This window comes from Tenacibaculum gallaicum (assembly GCF_003387615.1).
GTDB classification, from domain to species: Bacteria; Bacteroidota; Bacteroidia; order Flavobacteriales; family Flavobacteriaceae; genus Polaribacter; species Polaribacter gallaicus.
Genome location: NZ_QUNS01000002.1, coordinates 258,208 through 281,790 on the forward strand (window position 1 = coordinate 258,208; position 23,583 = coordinate 281,790).

Consider the following 23,583-nt stretch of genomic DNA (forward strand, 5'->3'; position numbering starts at 1 on the left):
TTGAACCTGTAACCTCTCTTTTACATAGGGTTATAGTTATTGTTCAACACAGCAACGAAAATTTAACTATTAGTTTCTTTCTTAATTAAGTTAATTATTGCGTTTTGCGTTATTTACGCAAAATGAATAAAAAAGACATCCAATCTCACTATAAGCTACAATTACCTTTCTTTGGTATGGGTAGCACTCTGTGCAAAGGTAGTATTCTTATTAGTTCATAATACTTTTTTCGTTTTTTTTTGCGTTTTTAACGCAAAAAAAATTAAGGGTATAAAAAGTGTTGAATTATAATGTGTTGTGGTTATTGTACTGCACTTCTTAATTAATTGCGTTTTATAAAAAACGCAAAACTCATGTGAAGAATTTGACTTAAAAACAAAAAGAGTTGCTTAATTACCAGAAGACTCCAATTGTCAAAGGTTTAAACAACTCTTAGTGGTGTAAAAATAATGATTTTCTTTTAGATTATAAGAGTGTAACCAAACTATTTGTTTCCAAAATAGTTTTTTGTGTTTTTCACTCAGTTTATTTGCATTAGAAATAAAGAATAAAAGATTAAACTTTACTTTCTTTTATTGAAATACGGTAATCCGTATTAAAAAATATTAAATTTTCATACATTTATGATATTGAAAAATTGTGAGAGAAAAAGAATTATTGAAAGTCATTAAGACCAAAGATGTCTATAAATTCTTCATTTAGATAAATGGTTCCTCACTATAATTAATTATAGTCATTTATGAAAATAACAAAAATTAAGATTGAAAATTTTCGATTATTAAAGAATTTTTCTATTGATTTAGAAGAGATAATGTCTCTTGTAATTGGTAAAAACAATACAGGAAAAACATCATTACTTACTGTAGTAAATCGTTTTTTAAATGAAAATGGTCAATTTTCTTTTGATGATTTTAATATAGGTTTTAAAAAAGAATTAAAAACTTTAATTGAAGGGGCTTTACCTCTTAAATCAGACTATAAACCTATTGGAATAAAACTTAAACTTTTCATTGAATATAATGAGAGTGATGATTTAACTAATATCAGTAGAGTAATGATGGATTTAGACCCTGAAAGTAATAAAATTATACTTGGGTATGAATACATTTTAACATACGATAGTCTTGAAAGTATTAAAGAGAAATATTCTGAATTTCTAATAACAGAAGCTAGTAAAAAAACTGAGAATGAGAATTATATAATAAGGGGTACATATGATTTCTTAAAAATATATCAAGCAGATTTTTTCAAATCAAATAGAAAGTCTATTGAATATAATAAAACTGAAAATCAAGAAAATGATGATGTATATATTGATTTAGATTCCGAAAAAATCTCTACAAAAGAAATAATTAATTTTAAGTTTATTAGTGCTAAAAGAAGTGTCACTAATAACGAAAACAATAAAACCTTATCTACTCAAACATCTGAAATATATAAACAAACAGAAAAAACAGATGAACAAAATGAACAAATAGAAAAGTTTAAAGATGAATTAATATCAACAGATTATACTTTGTCTATTATTTATAGATCGTTATTTGAAGGTGTTGTTGAGAAAGTAAGGAAATTCGGAGGCATTAGAAATGATGACTCCACAATTACCATAGAATCGTCTTTGCAACATAGAGAGTTATTGTCAGGAAATACAACGGTAATGTATAAACATAATGATACTACCCTTCCTGAATATAATAATGGTTTAGGATATATGAATCTAATTAGCATGATTTTCGAAATCGAAATTAAGATTCAAGAATTCAAAAAAAGTAAGCTAGAAAGACCATCTGATATTAATTTGTTTTTCATAGAAGAACCTGAAGCTCATACTCATCCTCAAATGCAATATGTTTTTATAAAAAATATAAAATCAATTCTTAATCAAGGTATTGTTCGTGAGGACGAAGATAATAGAAAATTACAAACGGTAATAACGACTCATTCTTCTCATATCGTTGCTGAAAGTAATTTTGATGATGTAAAGTATTTAAAAAAGGAAGGTGAGAATAATGTTATTTCAAAAAATCTTATAGACCTTAAAATACAATATCAAGAAGACCCAAAACAATATCAATTTTTAAAACAATACCTAACACTAAATAGAGCTGAAATATTTTTTGCAGATAAAGCTATTCTTATTGAAGGAGATACTGAAAGAATTTTATTCCCTACTCTAATGAAAAAAATAGATTTTGAAGAAAAGAGGAGATATGAAGTTTTAGGTCAAGATGACCTAAAACTACCTTTATGTTCCCAAAATATTTCTGTTATTGAAGTTGGGGCTTATTCGCAAATTTTTGAAAAGTTTATAGAATTTGTAGGAATTAAATCTTTAATAATAACCGATCTAGATGCTGTAGGAGCTGACTCAAAAAAGTGTAGAGTTGCTGAAGGAACAAATTACTCTAATGATGCATTAAGATTATTCTTTAACGATGCTACTTTAAATCAATTAAAATCGTTTACGATTGATAATAAAAAAGTTGTAAAGAATGGAGAAATATGGCAATCAGATACCGATGGAAATCTTTGTGTTGTTTATCAAACAATGGAAAATGGAGTAAATGCTAGAAGCTTTGAAGATGCATTTATTCAAATAAATAGAGAGTTTATTAATGATAATAAGGAAGAATTTAAAGGATTGAAAAATAGACCGTATTTTGATATTGCTGAAAATGATTCTTACAAATTAGCAGAAGAATGTGTCAATAAAAAAACACATTTCGCTCTCGATATTTTGTTTCATACTGATGAAAATTTTACAAATTGGCAAATTCCACAGTATATAAAAGAAGGCTTATTATGGTTGAAACAGTAGAAGAAAACACTCAAGAATTGGATGAGTTTCAACAAATATTGAGACACATTGAAAATAAAGATAATTTTTTATTAAGTGGAGGAGCAGGAAGTGGTAAAACATTTACACTTGTTCAAGTTATAAAAAAAGTAATTGAAGAATATCCAACTTCAAAAGTTGCTTGTATGACTTATACTAATGCAGCTGTAAAGGAAATAGAGGAAAGAGTAAATCATAAAAACCTAAATGTTACTACTATTCACGACTTTTTATGGGATAACATTAAACATTTTCAAAAAGAACTCAAAAAAGGTCTGGTTGATTTAGCAAATGATGATGAAATAACAAGGATTAAAATTTCAGATACAGAAGTTCCTACAGATTATTTTAAAGACCTTGAAAAAGGAATACAATACAAAGAATATTTAAGATTAGTAGAAGGGATTATATCTCACGATGAATTATTGATCTTAGCGAATCATATGTTTAAAACATATCCAAAACTTAGTGATATACTTAAGGATAAATTTAAGTTCATTTTCGTAGATGAGTACCAAGATACTAATGAATTAGTAATAAAGATATTTTTAGAGTACTTTAAATTAAGTAATAAAAGTAATGTTGTTGGTTTTTTTGGGGATTCTATGCAATCAATTTATGATGATGGTATTGGAGGTTTAGATGGTTATAAAGGGGAAGAAGAAGGAAGGGTAAAAGAAGTGAAAAAGGAACAAAACAGAAGGAATCCTAAATTAATAATTGATTTAGCAAATAGACTGAGAACAGATGGTTTAGAACAAACAGAATCTAATGATAAAAATGCACCAAATATAGATGAAAAAGGTGTCTTAAAGACAGGAGATATTCAATTTTTATATTCTGACAATGAAAATATCTATAAAGTAAAGGGATATCTTGGTTGGGATTTTAATGATTCGAAAAACACTAAAGAACTTAATTTAACTCATAATCTAATTGCGGATAAAGCTGGAATTAGAAATTTAATGAATATCTATAATAACGATGGTATTTTAAAATATAAAAATAAAGTTCGGAAATACATAAAAGATAATGGAATAGATCAAGATTTCTCAGCTATGACATTTGGGGAAGTTTCAGATTTTTTAGAAGGTGTTAACCCTACAAATAGCATGCAACAATTTATCAATGATAATCCAGAACTGTATAATGTTGCTAGAAATCAAAATTGGGAAGTTTTTTCAAAAATATATGTAGATAAAGATCAATTACTTGATGATAAGAAACAAAGTGAAGATGATGAAAATAAAAAAGGCTCAAAAAGAGATGCTTTAATTAAACATTTATATAAAATAGAAACTAATATTTTTCTCTATTCAAACAAACGGTATAATGAATTTTTAAGAGCTACAGATTATAGATTTAGTATCAAAAGAATAGAAGATAAAAGAACATTAAAAGCAAGTATTGAATCATTAATTAATGTTGAAGAGAAAACTATTGAAGAAGTAATAAATGAAGCTAATGAAAATGGTATTTGTTTAATTGATGATAAATTAGAAAGATTTATGGTTGATAAAGAGTATTTATTTAACAGGGTTAAGGAAGTGAAATATAAGGAGTTTCAAAAGTTATTTATTTACTTGGAAGGTTTGACTCCATTCTCAACTCAACATAAAACTAAAGGAGCAGAATTTGATAATGTATTGGTGATTTTAGACAACGGAGGCTGGAACAAATATAATTTTAAAAACCTCTTTTTAGGTTCAGGAACAGAGTCAGTATTAAAAAGAACACAAAAACTATTTTATGTCTGCTGTACAAGGTCTAAAGAAAAATTAGCAATCTATTTCAATTCCCCTAGTAATGCTGTAATTGATAAAGCTAAAGAATGGTTTGGGACAGAAAATGTAATTGATTTAGATTCTGTTAGCTGAGATTAGAAAAAAGAACAAAGAAAAGACTCATTTAAAGGTCTAGAAAAACAGTTTGTTGTGCCTGACTTTTAAGAGAGTGAAAATTTATAAGTATGAATAGAAAAAAGAGTAATAACAGCTTTTTACTAGCATTAGTAATTGTAGTAGTAATTATAATTTATGTAGCCTCTTTAGGTCAAGTAGATGTTACTTTAGAGAAAAGTAATAAACAAAGTGATGAAGAAAAAAATAGTTTAAGTAAACTACAAGCGAGGCATAAAAAGCTTAAAGAATTGATACAAAGGAAAGAGGAGTTGAATATAAAATTAAACAAGAAGTTTAAGCGAATTTATTTTGGTGTTCGTTTTGTTTTAGCATCTTTATTTGTTGGATATAATCTATCGCTCTATTTCTTATTTAAAATAACAAAACTTGGTGATTTGCTGAACTGGAATCAATTTGCGTTAATAATTATGGCTTTGTTTTCTTTTATAGCTTTCGGTACTCTTGCTAATGTTAAAGAATTTGTTCAAAATATAAAAATGAGATTAGAGTTAAGAACTTACGATAAGTATAAAAATATTACTGAGCAGATAGAAAACCATAAAGGAGAGGCTATTAAGATTACAGCTTCCATTGCTGAGACAGAATTAAAAATATCGAAACAAACGGTTGTTGAGGATGTTGTTTTAATAGAAAGTAAGGAAGAGATAGTTTAATGTAAATTTATACGTTATGAGTGGTTTTAAGTTAATAGGTATTAGAGTCTGCTAAAAGTGCAATTGGATTATAACTAGCAAATAAAGATGGTTAAACATTAAAAGAAATAAGGAAAGTAAAAAAATGGCAATTACAGATATACACAATGAGCTTTTAGAGTTGTTAGATAAAGCTTCTATAGAGAACCCAGATATAGTATTTCGTTTAAGAAAAACAAACAGATCTAATAGACTAGAAGAAGGTTATTGGTTTTTAGGAAATACAGAATATCTTTCTGTAGGTTTTTGGAAAGGTTCCGATTGGAAAAGAAAAGTGCCTAATATAAGTTTTATGGTAGATTATCATGGAGCTTGTTGGTTACATTTTTCTGTATCAGATGATAGAGAAAAATTTGATTTTATATTAGATAAAGTGTTTCCTAGTTTAGGAGTTGAAATGAGAGAAAAAGACTTTTTACTTAAGTCAAGCAAGCATACTTTTGAATTTAAGAGTAGAGGGCTTAAGGATTGCCTCTCAGAGTTTCTAACTAAATATTGGTCTAAAATTGATTCATTAATTCGTGAAGAAAAGAGTAATAATGAAGATTTTGGAATAGGAATAATTCCAAAAGAGGAGTTTATACAAGACCTAAGTAAAGTAAAAGGTTATAAATATAAAATAGAACATTACGAACGAGAGTTAGATTCTATTCGGAAATTGAAAATTAAAAGTTTTGAAATAGGGAATTACGGACCGATAAAATCGTTGAAATTAGATAATATTCCTATAAATAGCCAATGGATTTTTTTAACAGGAGAGAATGGAGTGGGAAAAAGTAGTGTTTTAAAAGCTCTGGCAAGAACTATAGGGTTTAGTAAAGTATCAGAGAAAGAATCAGTAGATGTAGGTTCTTTTGAGTGTAAAATAGACACACATTTATCTAACAATGTAACAGGATTTAATCAGTTTTTTAAGAGGAAAGGTAATAACCAAACGAAAAAAAGAAAAACACTCTTTTTAGGCTTTGCTGCTTATGGCGCAATGAGATTGAATCCGATTCATAATAATTTAAGTGAAAACCAACTACAAGAAGCTAGAGGTAAAAATGGACATTCAAGTACGTTATTTAATAATAATGCTTACTTACTCGATTTAGAAACTCAGTATAAAGAGTGGTTTCAATCTCCTAACAATGAGGAATTTACTAAAAGGTCCTATGCTATCAAAGAGTTTTTGGAAGAATTGTTATTGAATGTAGGAAAAGTAGAATTTGGATTTAATGATGAAGGTCCTTTTACAGAAGTACAAGAAATTGATGAACATCAAGATCTTTTAGAACCAGTTCCTATAGAAAAATTATCTTCAGGGTATATGAGTATTTTTGCTATGATGAGTGATTTATTAGTAAGGTTGTATCGTCAACAACCCAAAGTAGATGACCCAGGAGAATTAAGAGGACTTGTTTTTATTGATGAAATAGACATACATCTGCATCCTAAGTTTCAAAAACATTTAGTAGAGCAATTAACAAAAGCTTTTCCTAAAGTGCAATTTATTGCTTCAACACATAGTCCAATTCCTTTATTAGGGGCTCCAAAGAGTAGTGTTGTTTGTGTTGTAAAAAGGGATAAGAAAAAAGGAACTTATTTAGTAAGAGTTGACGATAAAATATATTTAGAAGAACTTTTACCTAATACTATTTTGACGTCCCCCATTTTCGGTATGGACAATATTTCTAATGAAAGTAGAGATAAAGGAACTTTTGTTAGAACTGAAGAATCTTTTGAAGAATTAGAGTTTAATGATAGGCTTAAGAATAAGATTATGGCATTTTTAGATGATGCAAAAGAAAAAGAATTAATAGAAAGGTTTAAAAATAAACGCAAATGAGATTTGTAATTAAGCCTAATAGTCATAAAACAGCAAAGTTGTCTAGTGATGAAACTAAAGAAGCTCTGTTAGATATAGCTAAGAATATAGCTAAGGATAATATTTCAGATAGCATTTATAGGGAACCATATGGAGATCCAGATGAGAATAGATCTAAAGTAGAGGATCAATTAGCTATTAGTTATCATAATAAATGTGCTTATTGTGAAAGATTAGCCAAGGCAGATATTGAACATTATCGACCAAAGAAAAAAGTGAGTGAGGATGAAACACATAATGGATATTATTGGTTGTGCTACGAATGGACTAATCTATTACCTTCTTGCGTTAAATGTAACAGAGATGGAGGGAAACACAATAAGTTTCCAATAATTGGTAATAGGGTAATTGTACCAAGTTTTTTAGCAAATGGAGAGCTAAATCTTTCGCATCAATTAGCTCAAAACAATCCATTGTTAGCTGAAGCACCATATCTCTTAAATCCTGAAATAGATAACCCTGAATTATTTTTTGATTTTTTTAATGATCCTTTAGGAAATGGAATTAGAATAAGAGGAATTGATAATCAAGATAGAGGTAAGAACACAATCAAGATTTGTAAACTTAATCGTCAGGAATTAAGATTAGAAAGAGTTGAAAATGTAATTAATCCTTTTAAACAAGCAATTGAAAGTGCTTTTGTGATGCTGGCTGATGGAACGCTTAGTAGTGACCAACTTAATAGCCAGATAATTTTTCAATTACGACAATTGAAAAGTAATGCGAATAATGAGAAAAGTACACATACTTTATTAAGAAAATATATTGTAAAAAATTCACAAAATTTTTCAGCTATAATGATTCCTTATCTAACTAATAATATTCAAAATATAGTTCTAGCCGTATTTAATTCCATTTAATTATTTCATTCAATGAATTAAATGTGTGTAAAACTATATGGTAAAATAGTTTATTTAAATACAGTATAATTTCAGAAGAAAAGTAATAACACAATGGCAGAATAAACTTCCTTAATAGATGCCATATTAAAAAGTATTATTGATGTTAGTAAATTATGTTTTAAGTTAGATGTAATTGTATAACGTAGTAACTATTTTTTTTTGACACCAAAATTGACACCTAAAAAAATTAACCCTTATAAACACTAGGTTTATAAGGGTTAATAGTGGAGACGCCGAGAATCGAACTCGGGTCCAAACAAGTAGCTCAAAGGCTTTCTACATACTTAGTTTTTGTTTAATTTTCGATTAAGACCTGACCAAAAACTGCCCAACCTTAACTTATCTTCTTTAGTTTCGAAAACCTATCGAAGCTCTAGGTTTTCTATGTTTACTTTTACGATGCCCAAAAATGAAACGCCGTAAACCAAGGCTTTTCGTGGACATAAAGCTTGCGCACCTTGTGCGCCGAGGCTAATCTTACTGTTAATTCAGATTATGCAGCTAAAGCGTAGTTATCTTCGCCGTTTAAATGGTTGAAATAAGTTTAACGAGTTATCATTTCACTCCTCGGTATGCTTACATTTTTACTAATCTTGCTGTCAAAACCAGTCGTCCCCAATATGTCAAAGATGCTATAAGTATCCTTGCAAAAAATATACCAGATAATCTTTGTAATTCTATGCAATTTTGTTCGGCAGTACTGTAAATGAATACTACTTAAACAAGAGAATGCAAATATAAAAAAATACTACTTGTACAATCATTTTAAAACGAGTATTTTCGCTGCAATTGTTATAATATATAACATTATATATTAAATTGTTTAATTTTAATACAAAATCAATTATGAAATTCGGAATCATCAAAGAACGTAAAAACCCACCTGATAGAAGAGTTGTATTTTCTCCAGAAAAATTGCAAGAGTTTAAAAAACAGTTTCCTGAGGCAGAAATAGTGGTAGAAAGTTCAGATATCCGAGTTTTTTCAGATAAAACTTATGAAAAAGCAGGTTTTAAAGTTGCAAATGATATTTCTGACTGTGATGTATTATTAGGAGTAAAAGAAGTTCCAGTAGACAGTTTAATACCTAATAAGAAATATTTTTTCTTTAGTCATACGATCAAAAAGCAACCCTACAACCGTAGGTTATTAAAAGCGATGCTTGAGAGAAATATTGAAATGTATGACCATGAAACTATTATACAAGAAAACGGAGCGCGTTTAATTGGTTTTGGTCGTTATGCTGGTTTAGTAGGTGCTTATAACGGGTTTAGAGCATTAGGAATAAGAGAAGGATTGTTTAACTTACCCAAAGTTGAAACGTTACCTGATTTGGATGTTGTAAAAGCCGAATTAGATAAAATTAGCTTACCTAACATAAAAATATTGTTAACAGGAACAGGAAAAGTAGCCAAAGGAGCACAAGAAATATTAGATCATCTAAAAATTAAACAAGTAAGTGATGCTTTATATTTAACAACTGAGTTTACTGAGCCTGTATATTGTATAGCAGATGTTATGGAATATGGGAAACGTAAAGACGGTAAAGTAGGAGACAAGTTTGAGTTTTATAAAGATCCAATTGGGTATGAAAGTAATTTTATGCCCTATGCAAAACAAACTGACTTTTTTATAGCGGGTCATTTTTATGGTGACGGCGCTCCATATTTATACACACGTGAAGATGCAAAACATCCTGAGTTTAGAATAAAGTATGTAGCAGATATTTCATGTGATATTGATGGACCTGTGGCATCAACATTAAGAGCTTCTACAATAGCTGATCCTATTTATGGTTACAACCCAGAAACGGAATCAGAAATTGATTATAAAGATAAAAAAGCCATTACTGTTATGGCGGTTGATAACTTGCCTTGTGAGTTACCAAAAGATGCAAGTGAAGGTTTTGGAGATATGTTTTTAGCGCATGTAATTCCTGCTTTTTACAACGATGATAAAGATGGAATTTTAGCGCGTGCAAAAATGACAACTAATACTGGTAAATTAACCGAACGTTATGCATATTTGCAGGATTACGTAGACGGAAAAGAATAATACAATTTAACTCCCGCTTCGGCGGGATTTTTTATTTAAAATGATACCAGACAAACAGTTTTTAATTGACACAGCTAATATGAAAATGCCCTTTGGTAAATATAAAGGAACCTATTTAATAGATATTCCTGAATATTATATTGTATGGTATAAAAATAAAGGATTTCCTCAAGGAAAACTAGGGACTATGATGTCACTAGTGCATGAATTACAATTAAATGGGTTAGAAGATATTCTTAGAAAAATACGTAGAATATCTTAATATAAAGCTACTTTCTATAAGTAGAACGATAATAATTCCCAATGTATAAGTTACTAAATCACCAATACTAAAAGTAGCGCCAAATATTATAACAGCCATACGATTATTCTCCAAACCAAGAAGCACTAAAAGAGGAGTTAATTGTAAAAACTCTACTATATAAGCAAAAAGTAAGACTGAAAGGACGATAGTTTTATTTGATAGGTTAAAGAATGACTTCACGAAATAAAAAAGAAGGATAACTACTAAAAAGTCACCAAAAGTATGTCTTATAAACCCTGAAGTTTGAGCTATTGCAATTTCTAGTAGTAAAAGAAAGATAAAAGCTAGGAAGTATTTCAATTGAAATTTCATGTTTGTGTTTTTAAAAGCAAACTACCATATAGTATGATAGTTTGCTCATTAATTATAGTTAATTAACCGTTTTGCCAGTCTATTTTTCTTGAAGCATACATCACTGAGGCTAGAATTATAAATAATCCTATACTACCCACTAATAAAGCATAATTTTCTAGTTGAATAATTACAAAAATAAAGGCATATAATGTGGTAAGAGATGCTCCGATAAATAACGGAAACTTAATGCCTTTTAAAATTGATTTTGAATACAATGCAATTAACAATACGACAGCTATAGAAGCAATTAAATATGCCTTTAAAAAACTACTATGTTCAGAAATTGATATTAGTAATGTATAGAACATAGTTAAGGCAACACCAATCATTAAATATTGAAATGGGTGAATGGATATTTTACTCATTGTTTGAATTAAAAAGAAGATTAAAAACGTAAGTCCAATCACCAAGAATCCATATTTAGCCGATCGTTCACTTTTTTGATATTCGTCTACAGGAATCATAAAGTTTACACCAAAAGCATATTCTTTTAAGTTTGGAATTCCATTAAAAGATTGTTGAGAAAAAGGTCTGTTAATATCTAATATTTTCCACTTAGCATCAAAACCATTATCAGAGATTTTATCAGAATTAAAAGGAAGATATTCTCCAATAAAATTAGCAGTTTTCCAGTCAGAGTTTATATGAACGGATGTCTCTTTTCCAATAGGAATAAAACGAATTTGTTTACTTCCATTAATGCTTAGCGATAGGCTAAAGTTTGTATCTGATTTTTTAGGAAGGTCTTCTTCATTTAAAAATTTACTTTCTAATTTATGAAGGTTTAAATAGTTGTAATATGCTTTTTCGTTATTATTCTCATATTTAGAAGTAAAAGCGTAGGCGTTTTTATGCAGTTTTATTTCAACTAAATTATTAACTCCTTTTAAATTAGAAGTTTTTATAATTAATCGAGCTTTATTCCAAAGTATATCTTCTTCATTAATATCTTTTTCACTAAAATCAGGCTTCGTAAAGCTTCCATCAATGTTTATTTTACTATTATAAACAGCCGTTTTATAAATACCACGTTTTTTCTCTTCAGGGTTTATAGAAGATTTGATATTTAATTTCTTCGGAAAAAAATAAGCATACTTAATTTTTTCTTCGATCTCGGTTCGAGTTTCCTTTGTTTTTTGGTTTCTAACAAATTTCTCTTTATAAGTTTTATAGGGAACTTTTAAAATAGGACCATATAATAAAACTTCTTTACCCCATTTTTGATTGATTTCTTGTACAACTTCTTGCTGTCGATTCATTCGCTCAACAATTAAGCTTTTAATAAAGGATAAAGGAATGAGTAGAATTAGAATTAAGAATCCAATCATTAACATTCTAGCAGTGATTGATGTTTTTACCCACTTTCCGAACCTTCCGTTTTGTTTGTTTGATGTTTCCATGGTTTGTTGTTTTAAAAGAACTTTGAAATTCAAAGTTTAATTGTAAAAAAATTATTGTTATTTATTTTTAATCAGTTTTTCTAAAGCGTCAATATGTTTTTTAAACTCTTGTTTACCAAGCTCGGTAGCGTAGTATCTGGTATTGGGTTTTCTACCAATAAATTGTTTTTCTATCCTAATAAATTCAGCTTTTTCTAACGCTTTAGTATGGCTAGCCAAATTACCATCTGTAGCACCTAATAATTCTTTTAGGGTAGTAAATTCGGCATATTCATTTACCATAAGAACAGACATAATTCCCAGTCTAATTCTATGATCAAAAGCTTTATTTATATTTAGAATAATGTTTTTCAAAAAAGATAAATTTTAAAGTATGAAAATAGCTGTTATTTTCTGTCGTGTTTAAAATACATGAGCGCGCCGTAAACAATATGCATAACTCCAAACCCTATAACCCAAAACCAAAAACCATAACCAGGTAACATCGCAGCAATAAGTCCTAAAACAACTTCAGTATAGCCTAAATACTTAATGTCTCCTACAGTATATTTTGAAGCATTAATCAGCGCTAAGCCATAAAAAAGTAACATTAATGCACCTGTTTGTCCATATTTTTGATGCCCTAGAATGATAATGATATAAATCGCTCCAGAAACCAGTGGAATAAGGAAATTTAATAGTAATCTTCTTGTGGTGGCATCCCAAATTTTTTCTCCATTCTTTTTAGCTTTTCTTGTGGTTAAAAAGATAGCTGTAGCAATACTTAAAAAGCCAACTAACAATAAATCAAAGATGACCATTTGGAAAATTTTTCCATCTAACATCAAATAACCGTTTGAGTTGTTGTTAACCAACCAATATGCATAAGCAGCTCCAATTAAGGCATATATTCCTGCTAAAATACCAGACAAGCCGCTTAATGATATAAATCGAGAGGATTTACTCATTAGGTTTTTAATTTCTGATATGTCTTTTAAATAATCTTCTGAACTCATTTTTAAAGAACTTTGAAAAACAAAGTAAAGCTAATTTTGAGAAACAACCAAATAAAAAATTAATGTATTTTTGAAAGCATGAAACCAGCCGAAGAATACATACTCAAACAGCCAGAACCATTCAAGTCTATTTTACTACACTTACAAGTATTGATAGAAAGTAATTTTGAGGATTTAGAATTAAAATATAAGTGGAAAATACCAGTATATTATATCAATGGGAAGCAATTGTGCTACATGAATGCATCCCATAAAAAAAGTTTTGTAGATGTTGGGTTTTGGGCAAAAGGTATTTTAGAAGATTTTGATGCTTTTTTAGTTTCAGAAGGAAGAGCAGTTGTAAAATCACTTCGTTATTCATCAATAGAAGAAATTAACGAAGAAATACTGTTACAAGTTTTAGAAGAAGTAGCAAAACACAATCATAAAGGTTTTTGGAGGAAATAATTACTGAATTAAAAACTCAAGCATAACTTCTTTGTCAATAATCAAAAATAGCTGCTTGCTTTTTTCAAGTGGAGTTGTTGTAACTGTAGTAATATTATCTTTGGTAGATATACTATTTGGTTTTATGGCATATCTATATCCACTATAGCCTAAGAAAACTGATTGATTAGGACGTAAATTTTGAATTTTTAACTCAATAGTAGAGTTTCTATCTAATATTCCTTTGGAAGGAGTTATTAACTCTAAATCTGATTTTAAGAAAGCAGCATCGTAAATTGGTTGATTATAAAAGTCTTTTTTATCCATTCTACCAATTCTTAATTGCCAAAGTTTTTTTTCAGGAAAATGTGTTTTAAAATACTTCTCTTTTGGAATATTGTAATAGTAAGTATTAAATAAAGGTTGCCATCTGTTGTTATTTACAACACCCGCAGCCCACGTAACATCAACATAAACCCATTTGTCATTTAGTTTAAGAGCATTCCAAGCATGATTAGAGTTTGTTTTAGGATTAGCTATATCGTTTGAAGAATTTCTAATATAGCCTTTTATAACTTCATTTTCAACTTGGAGCATTGTGCAAACTTTGGCGAAAGTTTGTGCATATCCTTCACAAACAGCTTTTCGAGTTGATAAAGTTTCATTGACAATACCGTCTTTTATTGCCTGTAGTTTTTCTAATTTTTCTTGTTCACTTCTAAACCTAAAAGAAATTCGTTTTTGTTTAGGGTGATAGTATGCATCTAAATCATATCGTATATTATGACTAAGCCAATAAAAGGCAGCTTGTACTTGCTGTTCTTCAGTTTTAAAATCGTTTACTATCTGTTGAACTAAATTACCAACCTTACTAAAGTTAGGATAACTGCTTACTTTTCCCTCAATAAAAGAAAAGTCTTGTGCACTAACAATAGTAGTAATTAGAAAAGAGAATATAAAAAGAAGTTGTTTCATATATGTGTTTAAAAACAACTTTGTAAAACAAAAATTGTGCCTATAAATTATTAATAGTTTTTCTAATGGTAACCAAGTTGGTTAATAAACCTTCTAAATAATCAAGATGTAACATATTTGCACCATCACTTTTGGCATTTGCAGGATCAAAATGAGTTTCGATAAACAATCCATCAACATTATTAACAACACCAGCGCGTGCAATAGTTTCAATCATATCTGGTCGTCCACCAGTAACACCGCTTGATTGGTTTGGTTGCTGTAACGAATGGGTAACATCTAATACAGTAGGAGCGTATTGACGCATAGTTGGAATTCCGCGGAAGTCAACAATCATATCTTGGTACCCGAACATAGTTCCTCTGTCGGTTATCCACGCTTTTTTATTTCCTGCATCATGAACTTTTTTTACTGCATGTTGCATGGCTTCAGGACTCATAAATTGTCCTTTTTTTAAGTTTACTACTTTACCAGTTTCGGCAGCTGCTACGACCAAATCAGTTTGACGAACTAAGAAAGCAGGAATTTGTAACACATCTACATACTGAGCTGCTTTTCCAGCATCAGAAACTTCATGAATATCGGTTACAGTAGGAACATTAAAAGTTTCAGAAACTTTACGTAAAATTTTTAATGCTTTTTCATCACCAATACCTGTAAAACTATCAATTCTACTACGATTGGCCTTTTTAAAACTTCCTTTAAATACATAAGGAATTGCTAATTTATCAGTAATCGCAATTGCCTTTTCAGCAATTCGCATCGCCATATCTTCACTTTCAATAGCACAAGGGCCAGCAAGCAAGAAAAAATTGTTTGAATCAATATGTTTTATATTTGGAATATCAGTTAAAGTCATCCTTAAAAAGTTTTAAACAAAATTAAGAAATTAAATTGGCTATATTTAGGCTTTTAAATAAATAAAGAATGAAAAAAGTTTTATATCCATTAGCACTTGTAAGTGTATCAGTTTTACTGTCATGTAAGCAAACTAAAAACACTAGTAACGAGGTTGCTATGAATACTGTTGAAGTAACTCAGAAAAAAGAAAGCAAAGAAGAATTAATTGACTCTGTTTTAGTAAGAAAACACTTATATACACTTGCTTCAGATGAAATGGAAGGTAGAAAGCCAGGAACTGAGGGAATGGAAAAAGCAACTCAGTATATAGAGAATGAATACAAAAGAATAGGCTTAAAAACCTTTGATACATTAACTACCTATCGTCAAAATTTTGAATACAAAGGTATTAAAATGAGTAATATTATAGGCTTGTTAGAAGGAAAGTCTAAAAAAGATGAATTTGTTATTGTATCAGCTCATCACGATCATTTAGGTGTAAAGAAAGATGGAGAAGGGGATAGAATTTTTAACGGAGCAAATGATGACGCTTCAGGAGTTACAGGCGTATTATCTTTAGCTGAATATTATGCTAAAAAGGGAAATAATGAGCGTAGTATTTTGTTTGTATGTTTTACTGCTGAAGAAATGGGATTGGTAGGTTCTGAATACTTTGGTAAAGGAATTGACGCTAGTAAGTTTGTAGCAGGGATTAATTTAGAGTTAATAGGGAAACAACCTAAAACAGGACCAAAAACAGCATGGTTAACAGGTTTTGATAAATCGGATTTTGGAAAAATAATTCAGAAGAACTTAGAAGGTTCTGGATACAAGTTGTTTCCAGATCCATACCCGAAATTTCAATTGTTCTTAAGATCGGATAATGCTTCTTTAGCACGTTTAGGTGTGCCGTCTCATACATTTTCAACGACTCCGATTGATATCGATGCAGATTATCATAAAGTAACAGATGAAGCTGAAACCTTAAATATGACTGTATTAACAGAAACCGTAAAAGCGGTTGCTAGAGGAACTCAAAGTATTATTGAAGGAAAAGATACACCAACAAGAGTAAAGATGGAGTAAACATATTGAAAACTTAACGTAAAAAAAGGAGCCTTGAGCTCCTTTTTTTATTGGAATTGTATGTGTGGTTTTAAGAAAGTGTTAATTATATGTGGGTTAAATTGTTTAAAGTGTTAAAATTGTATTAAAATTTTACTATATTCGAAGAGTTTAATTTAAATCCCTTCAGAAATGAAAAAAATACTTTTAAGTCTAACAGTTGTTTTAACTATGATCTCATGTTCTAATAACGATGAAACATTAGATATAAAGCAAGATCAAGGTTTACTTACCAAAAAAGAAATCAATTCAAAAATCAAGGAATCTTTACAAAAAACAGGAGATTTTAAATGGATGTCTCAAGACACTCATACAATATGGAGTGCGGTGAATCATGGAGAAAATATCTTAACTATAGGCTACGGTACTTCAAAAAATAATTATGCTAGGAGTGAAGAAAGTACCAATATAAAAGACGAGTTAATAACATTAATAAAAAGCTTTGAATCAACTTCTGCTAAGGGAGAAACGGAATTGTATGTAAATGACAATATTAATGTACTAGATATTAAAGTAACAAACAAAGAAATAATTAATATTCTCTTAAAAGATAGTAGAGTTCGTTATATAGAACCTGGAGGATATAGTTTTTTAGAGCCTACTACACAAGCTAAGTCAAGTTCATCGGGTTCTTCAGGATGTGGCTATGGTACTGTTACTTTAAATACTAGTGATTATCGTACAGTATCACCAGGTGCTAGATTACCATGGTCTTTTGATGCACATAATATTTCACAAGCTTGGACTTATAGTACAGGTTCGGGAGTAACGGTAGCTGTAGTTGATTCTGGTTTATCACCAGAGCAAAAATGGATGAATCAATATTTTAACGATGGATATTCATCAGGAAGAACAGTTCAAAAATATGGAACCTTTGTAGATTCTTGGTGGGCGTGGTCAAATAATTATGATGGCGTAAATGATAAGTGTGGTCATGGAACGAAAATGGCAGCAGTAGCAACCGCACCAAGAAATAATGATAATTTACCTGTAGGGGTTGCGTACAATGCAAACTTGGTAACGTATAGAGCTGTTGAAAATGTGGTAATTGATGATTATCATGAAAAAAGAGGAGTTGTTGAAGCATTAACAGCGTTGGCAAATAGAAGTGATGTAAAAGTTATTTCTATGTCGTTAGGTTCTCCGTTTAGTATTGGTAATGTATCGGATGCAGTTAAGTATGCACACAGCAAAGGAAAGATGATTTTAGCTGCTGGAGGAACTTCTACTTCGTTTACTACTTGGTATGGAGTAATTTTTCCAGCAAGTATGTCTGAAACTGTTGCGGTAACTGGTGTTAAAGAAGGACAATATAGTAAGTGTGATGTATGTCATACAGGGTCACAAATTGATTTTACGGTACAAATGCAACGAACTAACGGAACTGATAATAAAATTCCTGTATTGAGTTATTATGATGGACAAGCAAATTATGTAGGAGGTTCATCTGTAGCAACAGCAACTACTGCTGGTATTGCTGCATTGGTATGGGCAAAGCACCCAAGTTGGTCAAGAGAACAAGTTTTACAAAAAATGAAAGAATCCGCTGATTTTTATCCGAACAAACATTCAGAGTTTGGATATGGAAATATTGATGCTTTAAAGGCAGTTCAATAAAAATCAATTAACTAACCTTAGAAAAAGTCTCGTGTAAACGAGGCTTTTTGTATTTTTATAAGGTGTAATTTTTGATTAATTACATTGTAAAGAATTTATTTATGAAGTATTACAAGTATTTTTTTCTGATAGTTTTTATTAGTTGTTCATCCTCTAAAGTGGTGTATGACTACGATAGTCAAACAGATTTTAACCAGTATAAAACTTTTAATTTTTTTGAAGATGCCGGTAAAGGTTTAAATGAATTAGATGTAAAAAGAGTTACTTATGAAATAACGACGGCTTTGGAAGCCAAAGGGATGCAGTTGGCTGAAAAACCAGATATGTATATCAATATTTTATCTGAAGAAAGAGAGTCTCTTAATAGGAATACGATAGGTGTTGGCTTAGGAAGTGGAGGAAGAAATGTTGGTTTTGGAATTTCAGGGGGCATCCCTATTGAAAGTAGAAAAATAAACCAGCAATTAACCATTGATTTTGTTGAAAGTAAAGACAATCAGTTAATATGGCAAGGAATTGTTACTAGTGAAGTAAGAGAAAAAGCCACTCCAGAACAAAAGAAATTACATTTTCAAAAGGTAATTGGTAAGGTGATCAATAATTATCCGCCGAAATAGTTGAAAAAAGCCTCTTGGTTTTACCAAAAGGCTTTTTAAATTACACAACAAACACACTAATTTGACGAATCTAAATGTAGACTTTTAGAAATTTTTTGCCAATCAACCAGTTTAAAATTTTGATGTAAACTGTCTTTACCTTGGGTATTAGCACCATCTTGCGCAATAAAGAATCCTTTAGGGTATTTTGTACCAAAATTAACAGAAGTTACATCAATTCCATCCGTATCGTAGGTACCGTCAATAGCACCATCTTTTAAAGAAAAACTTCCTAGATATTGATTGCTAACTCTATCGAAAACAGCATAACTGTTATTTCCTTGTGAGGATAAAATAATATATCCTTTTCCGTTTCCAGCGTCGTATAAGGTAACGCCTTCAAAATCATCCTTCATATTCAAATCGTTGGTACTGATAACCTTTACACGGTTGTTTAAAGCATTAGGTTCTGCATCGTATTTCCACAAAGCTTTGTTCTCTTCTCCAATATATACCTTGGCATGTACATCATCAGCAACAATACCTTCTCCTTGACTTCCTAATGAAAATTCACGGACTAACTTGGCATCAATTAGACTGTTGTTTTCAAACAGTTCCCATTGTTCAACACCCCCTTTTTTACCAACCATAAAAACATAAAATTTGTTAGTTTTAGGGCTCTTGTACATTCCTAAACCGTATACTTCTTTTAAGTTAGAAGTTATTTTTCTTGCAGCAGCATCTTCTAATTCACCTGTAGGTTTTACAATCAATATAGAAATAGTATTGTAGGTTCTATTACTAGCGGTAACAACCGAAACTTCTTTTCCGTTTAATAAGAATCCATCACGAATATCAACATTATTTACACGTCCTATTTTATAAGAATACAAGCGTTTTCCATTTAAATTATAAACTTCTAAACCTTCTTTTTTGTTTGTCCCAATTATGGTTGATTTTGTTACATCAACAGGGTTTATCCATATACACGGATCATCAGCAGCATCGTCAAAAGAAGTAACAGGTGCTGTTTCAGCATCAGCAGTTAAAGCTACTACTAGTTTCGCTTGCGGGTTTTGATGGACTATTTTTTCAACTTTACAAGCGCTTAAAATAAGGCAAGTAAGTGTTATTTTGTATACATTATTCATTCTTAAAAATTGTATTTTAAACCAGCATTCCAGTTGTAGTTATAAAACTCAGCTTGCATTGTTTGATGTTTTGTACCTTGGTAAAAGCGTAATTCTTGATTGGTTAAGTTTTTTGCTTCAGCAAAGATTTGTAAGTTTTTAGTAATACGGTAAGATGCGTTTAGGTCTACAAACAATTGTTCGTCATAAAACACATCTGTAAAAGCATCGTCTCCGTATTCAAAAATATAATCATCAGCAAAGTTTAAAGAGGCTCTAACTGATAGTTTAGAACTTTCGTAGGCTAACGATCCGTTAAACATGTTTTTAACAGCACCAGCCAAAGGTAACCCATCTTCTCTGTCGGCAATACCATCCGTTTTAGAATCTGTGTAGGTATAGTTACCATATACTGTTAAGTTTCTTAAGAAACCTGGTAAGAAGTTTAATTTACGTTGTAAAGCAACTTCAAAACCATAAATTTCAGCAGTTCCCCCGTTAAAAGGTCTTGTTACATCGTAGGTTTCTGTAATCCCACCTACAGAGATTGGTTCTTCAGTAATTGAGTTGTAAATAAATTGATCTAAATCTTTGTAAAATGCTCCTGCTGATATGATACCCACATTACTAAAGTAATGTTCAAACATTAAATCAAAGTTCATCGCTTCAGTAGGGTCTAAATTAGGGTTCCCGTATTCAGCTTCCATATCATCACTATTAATATTCCTATAAGGAACCAAATCAAAATAGTTAGGTCTTGCAATAGTATTTGTCCAAGCTGCTCTAACAATGGTGTTTTTGTTAATATTGTATTTAGCTTGTAGGTTAGGTAGCCAATTGGTATAGTTTCGAGTTCCAAATGTTTTGGTTACATCACTTAAATCTTCAGCAGTTTCAACATCAATAGCAAAACCATTATAATCTATTGTTGTTTTTTCAACTCTTACACCTGCTATAAAAGAGAATTGATCATTCAATTTTTGTTGTAACATTCCGTATGCTGCATAAATATTTTCATTAGCATCATAGTTTTCGGGAACAAATTCATCTAACACAAGTTCTCCTCCTGTTAAGTTTAAACTTCCTAAAAATTCTTTTGAAACAAAGAGCCCTGATTTATAATCATCTCCTGCTAAATAACCATTAATAGTATAATCATTAGTAGTGGTGGTATTCATCGTTGGAAATTGATTTTCTAAATCATACTCATAAAAACTATTGTCTCTTACTTTTTCTTTGTACTTGTGCTTAAACCCAAACTTTAATGAGTTTTTGTAAGCTCCTGTAGCATTAATAGGAATTAAAACATCAACATTAGAACTGATTTTACGCTCTTGTGTAAACCCTTGTTGTTGGGTTACTTCATTGTATTCAAAAGTTGAAGGATCGTTAAAATCGTTATTTGTTGGACGTAATACAGGAAAGTTTGCTCGTGAGAAGTCTTGCATAACTTCAATATCATCGTTTTCAAAACTGATATAACGTTCGTCTGGACGTTCTTCTTTTGCTTTGGCTGTTCCCGTTTTCCAGTTCAATTTAATGTTTCCAAAAATGATATGTTCACCACCCACTGATACGTTGTAAGTACTTTGACGTTCTAAACGTGTGTTGTCATTAGTATCATTATTAATACCTCCTTTAGTTTGACGACGTATTTCAGCTTTTGATACTCCTGTAGCATCTGGTTCATCTATTTTTCTAAAACGTACTCTATAACGATTTTCATAGTCGTTTCTCTGATTGTACATTGATTTAAAGAAAAGCGTATTGTTGTTGTCAGGAGCCCAGTCTAAGTTAACAGCAACACTCATTCTGTTTCTCTTTACATCGTAACGTCTAATATCGTGTTCACCAATGTATGTTTTGTTATTTTCTTTTTCCCATTCAAACTCAACATTATCAGAACCATAATCGTTAGAATTATAGGAAGCGTTAACTACATAGCCTAGTTTTTCTTTAAAAGCTCTGTTAGCAACCAAAGCAGAAACGTTATAGTTAGGTGTGTTTCTTACAGGATTTTGTCCGTAAGAACCCGCTACGAAAGCTCTAAAAGTAGTAGGAGCAGAACGCGTAACTAAATTAACGGAACCACCAATAGCGTCACCTTCCATATCAGGAGTAACGGCTTTGTTAACCTCAATGGTTTGAATCATATCTGAAGGAATTAAATCCATTTGAACTCTACGATTATCTCCTTCAGCAGACGGAATTCTATCACCGTTTAAGGTTACTGAGTTTAATTGAGGAGCTAATCCGCGAATAACAATATCTCTAGCTTCTCCTTGGTCATTTTGCATAGAAATACCTGGAACACGTTTTAAAGCATCACCAATATTAGCGTCAGGAAACTTTCCTACTTGGTCAGCAGAAATAATATTGGTTATATTCTCTTTGTTTTTTTGTTGATTTAAGGCTTTTGCCTGTCCTTTACCAATACTTCCTTTAATAACAACTTCATCCAATCTATCTATTTTAGGTAGTAAGGAAAAGTTTTTAGATTGAATATTGTTTGTAAGTGTAATGGTTTCTGTTAAGGTTTGATAGCCTAAGAAAGATATTTGAACTTCGTAATTTCCTATAGGAATATTTAAAAGTTCGTAGTTTCCATTAAAGTCGGTGGAAAATCCAACTTGTAAAGAAGGAATGCTTATTGTAGCTCCAGGTAAAGGTTGATTTGTTTCGTCTAAAACTCTTCCTTTTAACCCCGATTTGCTTTGTGAATATCCTAAAATACTTATAAAGCAAAGCGTAATTAGTATTAATTTTTTCATTTTGAAATCTTTAGTGAAATTATCCATGGCGAAATTATTTATGATAACTAGCAACCAGATTTCAAATTTGTTAGTAAACAATTATTAAAACTTATATATAAAGTTTACAAAGTGTTAATAGGTTAATGTTTTTATAATATTTAGGGGTTTTTTATTTAATGTAAAAGTTACTTTGTGAAAACATTGGTAATAAGTGTTTAACTCAGAGGGTTTACAATAAAAAAACCTCTAAAGTTACTTTAGAGGCTTTTATAAATTTTATTGTTATCTTTTTTAGAACTGGTAACGGATACTTAAACCAAAATCTGAGTTAAATCCGTCGTATGTGTCGCCAAAACCTATTTCTGGTCTATAATCTAACGATAACATTAGAGGAATATCAAAATTATATTCAATACCAACAACACCAGCAGCAAATATAAAAGTATCAGAACCTGCATTGTTTATGTTCCAATGACCTAAACCTCCACCAGCACCAGCGTACCAGTTAAAACGATTTTCTAATTGCCATACCCATTGGTATAAACCAGTAGCTTTAAATCCGTCATAATTACTACCGTTACGCAAACCTAAATCTATTTCCAAACGATTGGCGTCACTTAACCTACGTTGGTAAGTTATTTCAGCTCCAAAACCATCATTATCTCCTAAACGAAGACCTATTGCATTATTTGAAATGTCTTGTGCATTTGCGGTGAAAAATGAAATGGTTAAAAAACCGATGAATAAAAAGATTTTCTTCATAATTTTTAATTTAGTGTTTTGTGAATGCT

Annotated in this window: 20 protein-coding genes and 1 other RNA gene; 11 read left to right on the top strand and 10 right to left on the bottom strand. The window is 30.3% G+C overall.

Features of this window, described 5'->3' with window-relative positions; all coding sequences use genetic code 11:
• The first annotated feature begins 739 nt into the window (after nt 1-739).
• The 5 genes from C7448_RS05535 to C7448_RS05555 all read left to right on the top strand — a co-directional run bounded on the left by C7448_RS05535 (nt 740) and on the right by C7448_RS05555 (nt 8,180).
• Nucleotides 740-2,818 carry an ATP-dependent nuclease gene (locus tag C7448_RS05535; protein ID WP_115900381.1) on the top strand — a complete coding sequence of 693 codons (2,079 nt, stop codon included), beginning with the start codon at nt 740-742 and terminating at the stop codon, nt 2,816-2,818.
• Nucleotides 2,803-4,713, top strand: a complete 1,911-nt coding sequence (locus C7448_RS05540; RefSeq protein ID WP_115900382.1) for a UvrD-helicase domain-containing protein — start codon at nt 2,803-2,805, stop codon at nt 4,711-4,713. Before C7448_RS05535 ends, C7448_RS05540 begins: the two co-directional genes overlap by 16 nt.
• A gap of 92 nt (nt 4,714-4,805) precedes the next feature.
• Nucleotides 4,806-5,411 (top strand): hypothetical protein, encoded by a 606-nt coding sequence (locus C7448_RS05545; protein ID WP_115900383.1) that lies wholly within the window; start codon nt 4,806-4,808, stop codon nt 5,409-5,411.
• Nucleotides 5,412-5,535: 124 nt separating this feature from the next.
• Nucleotides 5,536-7,281 carry an AAA family ATPase gene (locus tag C7448_RS05550; protein WP_115900384.1) on the top strand — a complete coding sequence of 582 codons (1,746 nt, stop codon included), beginning with the start codon at nt 5,536-5,538 and terminating at the stop codon, nt 7,279-7,281.
• A complete protein-coding gene (locus C7448_RS05555; protein ID WP_115900385.1) occupies nt 7,278-8,180 on the top strand; it encodes an HNH endonuclease family protein in 903 nt (300 codons plus the stop codon). The genes C7448_RS05550 and C7448_RS05555 overlap by 4 nt, the downstream gene beginning before the upstream one ends.
• A gap of 264 nt (nt 8,181-8,444) precedes the next feature.
• On the opposite strand, the gene ssrA is transcribed toward C7448_RS05555, so the two are convergent.
• Nucleotides 8,445-8,839: a transfer-messenger RNA gene (gene ssrA / locus C7448_RS05560) on the bottom strand.
• A 229-nt stretch (nt 8,840-9,068) separates the two neighbouring features.
• Between ssrA and C7448_RS05565 the strand changes: the two genes are divergently transcribed.
• Nucleotides 9,069-10,277 carry an NAD(P)-dependent oxidoreductase gene (locus tag C7448_RS05565; protein ID WP_115900386.1) on the top strand — a complete coding sequence of 403 codons (1,209 nt, stop codon included), beginning with the start codon at nt 9,069-9,071 and terminating at the stop codon, nt 10,275-10,277.
• Between the two features lie 40 nt (nt 10,278-10,317).
• Nucleotides 10,318-10,539, top strand: coding sequence for a DUF3820 family protein (locus C7448_RS05570; RefSeq protein WP_115900387.1), 222 nt, complete (start codon nt 10,318-10,320; stop codon nt 10,537-10,539).
• Here the strand turns inward: C7448_RS05570 and C7448_RS16150 are convergent.
• From C7448_RS16150 to C7448_RS05590, 4 genes are all read right to left on the bottom strand, one after another.
• Nucleotides 10,501-10,893: a ribosomal maturation YjgA family protein gene (locus tag C7448_RS16150; protein WP_115900388.1), complete on the bottom strand. Its 393-nt coding sequence runs from the start codon at nt 10,891-10,893 to the stop codon at nt 10,501-10,503. The genes C7448_RS05570 and C7448_RS16150 overlap by 39 nt on opposite strands.
• A 62-nt stretch (nt 10,894-10,955) precedes the next feature.
• Nucleotides 10,956-12,335, bottom strand: a complete 1,380-nt coding sequence (creD, locus tag C7448_RS05580; RefSeq protein WP_115900389.1) for a cell envelope integrity protein CreD — start codon at nt 12,333-12,335, stop codon at nt 10,956-10,958.
• Between the two features lie 57 nt (nt 12,336-12,392).
• Nucleotides 12,393-12,689, bottom strand: a complete 297-nt coding sequence (locus C7448_RS05585) for a winged helix-turn-helix domain-containing protein (protein WP_115900390.1) — start codon at nt 12,687-12,689, stop codon at nt 12,393-12,395.
• 32 nt (nt 12,690-12,721) lie between these two features.
• Entirely contained in the window at nt 12,722-13,330 is a 609-nt protein-coding gene (locus tag C7448_RS05590; protein WP_115900391.1) for a hypothetical protein, read from the bottom strand.
• Between the two features lie 78 nt (nt 13,331-13,408).
• Here C7448_RS05590 and C7448_RS05595 point away from each other — a divergent pair, with 78 nt between their 5' ends.
• Entirely contained in the window at nt 13,409-13,777 is a 369-nt protein-coding gene (locus C7448_RS05595; protein WP_115900392.1) for a DUF1801 domain-containing protein, read from the top strand.
• Here C7448_RS05595 and C7448_RS05600 read toward each other — a convergent pair whose 3' ends face one another.
• Nucleotides 13,778-14,731, bottom strand: coding sequence for a transglutaminase domain-containing protein (locus C7448_RS05600; protein WP_115900393.1), 954 nt, complete (start codon nt 14,729-14,731; stop codon nt 13,778-13,780).
• Nucleotides 14,732-14,771: 40 nt separating this feature from the next.
• Nucleotides 14,772-15,590 carry a 3-deoxy-8-phosphooctulonate synthase gene (gene kdsA / locus C7448_RS05605; protein WP_115900394.1) on the bottom strand — a complete coding sequence of 273 codons (819 nt, stop codon included), beginning with the start codon at nt 15,588-15,590 and terminating at the stop codon, nt 14,772-14,774.
• Nucleotides 15,591-15,658: 68 nt separating this feature from the next.
• On the opposite strand from kdsA, the gene C7448_RS05610 reads away from it, so the two are divergent.
• The 3 genes from C7448_RS05610 (at nt 15,659) to C7448_RS05620 (ending at nt 18,930) form a co-directional block, all read left to right on the top strand.
• Entirely contained in the window at nt 15,659-16,657 is a 999-nt protein-coding gene (locus C7448_RS05610; protein ID WP_115900395.1) for a M28 family peptidase, read from the top strand.
• 171 nt (nt 16,658-16,828) lie between these two features.
• Nucleotides 16,829-18,313, top strand: a complete 1,485-nt coding sequence (locus C7448_RS05615; protein WP_115900396.1) for a S8 family peptidase — start codon at nt 16,829-16,831, stop codon at nt 18,311-18,313.
• A 101-nt stretch (nt 18,314-18,414) separates the two neighbouring features.
• Nucleotides 18,415-18,930, top strand: coding sequence for a DUF4136 domain-containing protein (locus C7448_RS05620; RefSeq protein WP_115900397.1), 516 nt, complete (start codon nt 18,415-18,417; stop codon nt 18,928-18,930).
• Nucleotides 18,931-18,986: 56 nt separating this feature from the next.
• Here the strand turns inward: C7448_RS05620 and C7448_RS05625 are convergent, their stop codons facing one another.
• The 3 genes from C7448_RS05625 to C7448_RS05635 all read right to left on the bottom strand — a co-directional run bounded on the left by C7448_RS05625 (nt 18,987) and on the right by C7448_RS05635 (nt 23,554).
• A complete protein-coding gene (locus C7448_RS05625) occupies nt 18,987-20,060 on the bottom strand; it encodes a phytase (protein ID WP_115900398.1) in 1,074 nt (357 codons plus the stop codon).
• 2 nt (nt 20,061-20,062) lie between these two features.
• Complete coding sequence (locus tag C7448_RS05630) at nt 20,063-22,810, bottom strand: TonB-dependent receptor (RefSeq protein ID WP_115900622.1); 2,748 nt, start codon at nt 22,808-22,810, stop codon at nt 20,063-20,065.
• 273 nt (nt 22,811-23,083) lie between these two features.
• Nucleotides 23,084-23,554, bottom strand: coding sequence for a hypothetical protein (locus tag C7448_RS05635; protein ID WP_115900399.1), 471 nt, complete (start codon nt 23,552-23,554; stop codon nt 23,084-23,086).
• Between the last annotated feature and the right edge of the window lie 29 nt (nt 23,555-23,583).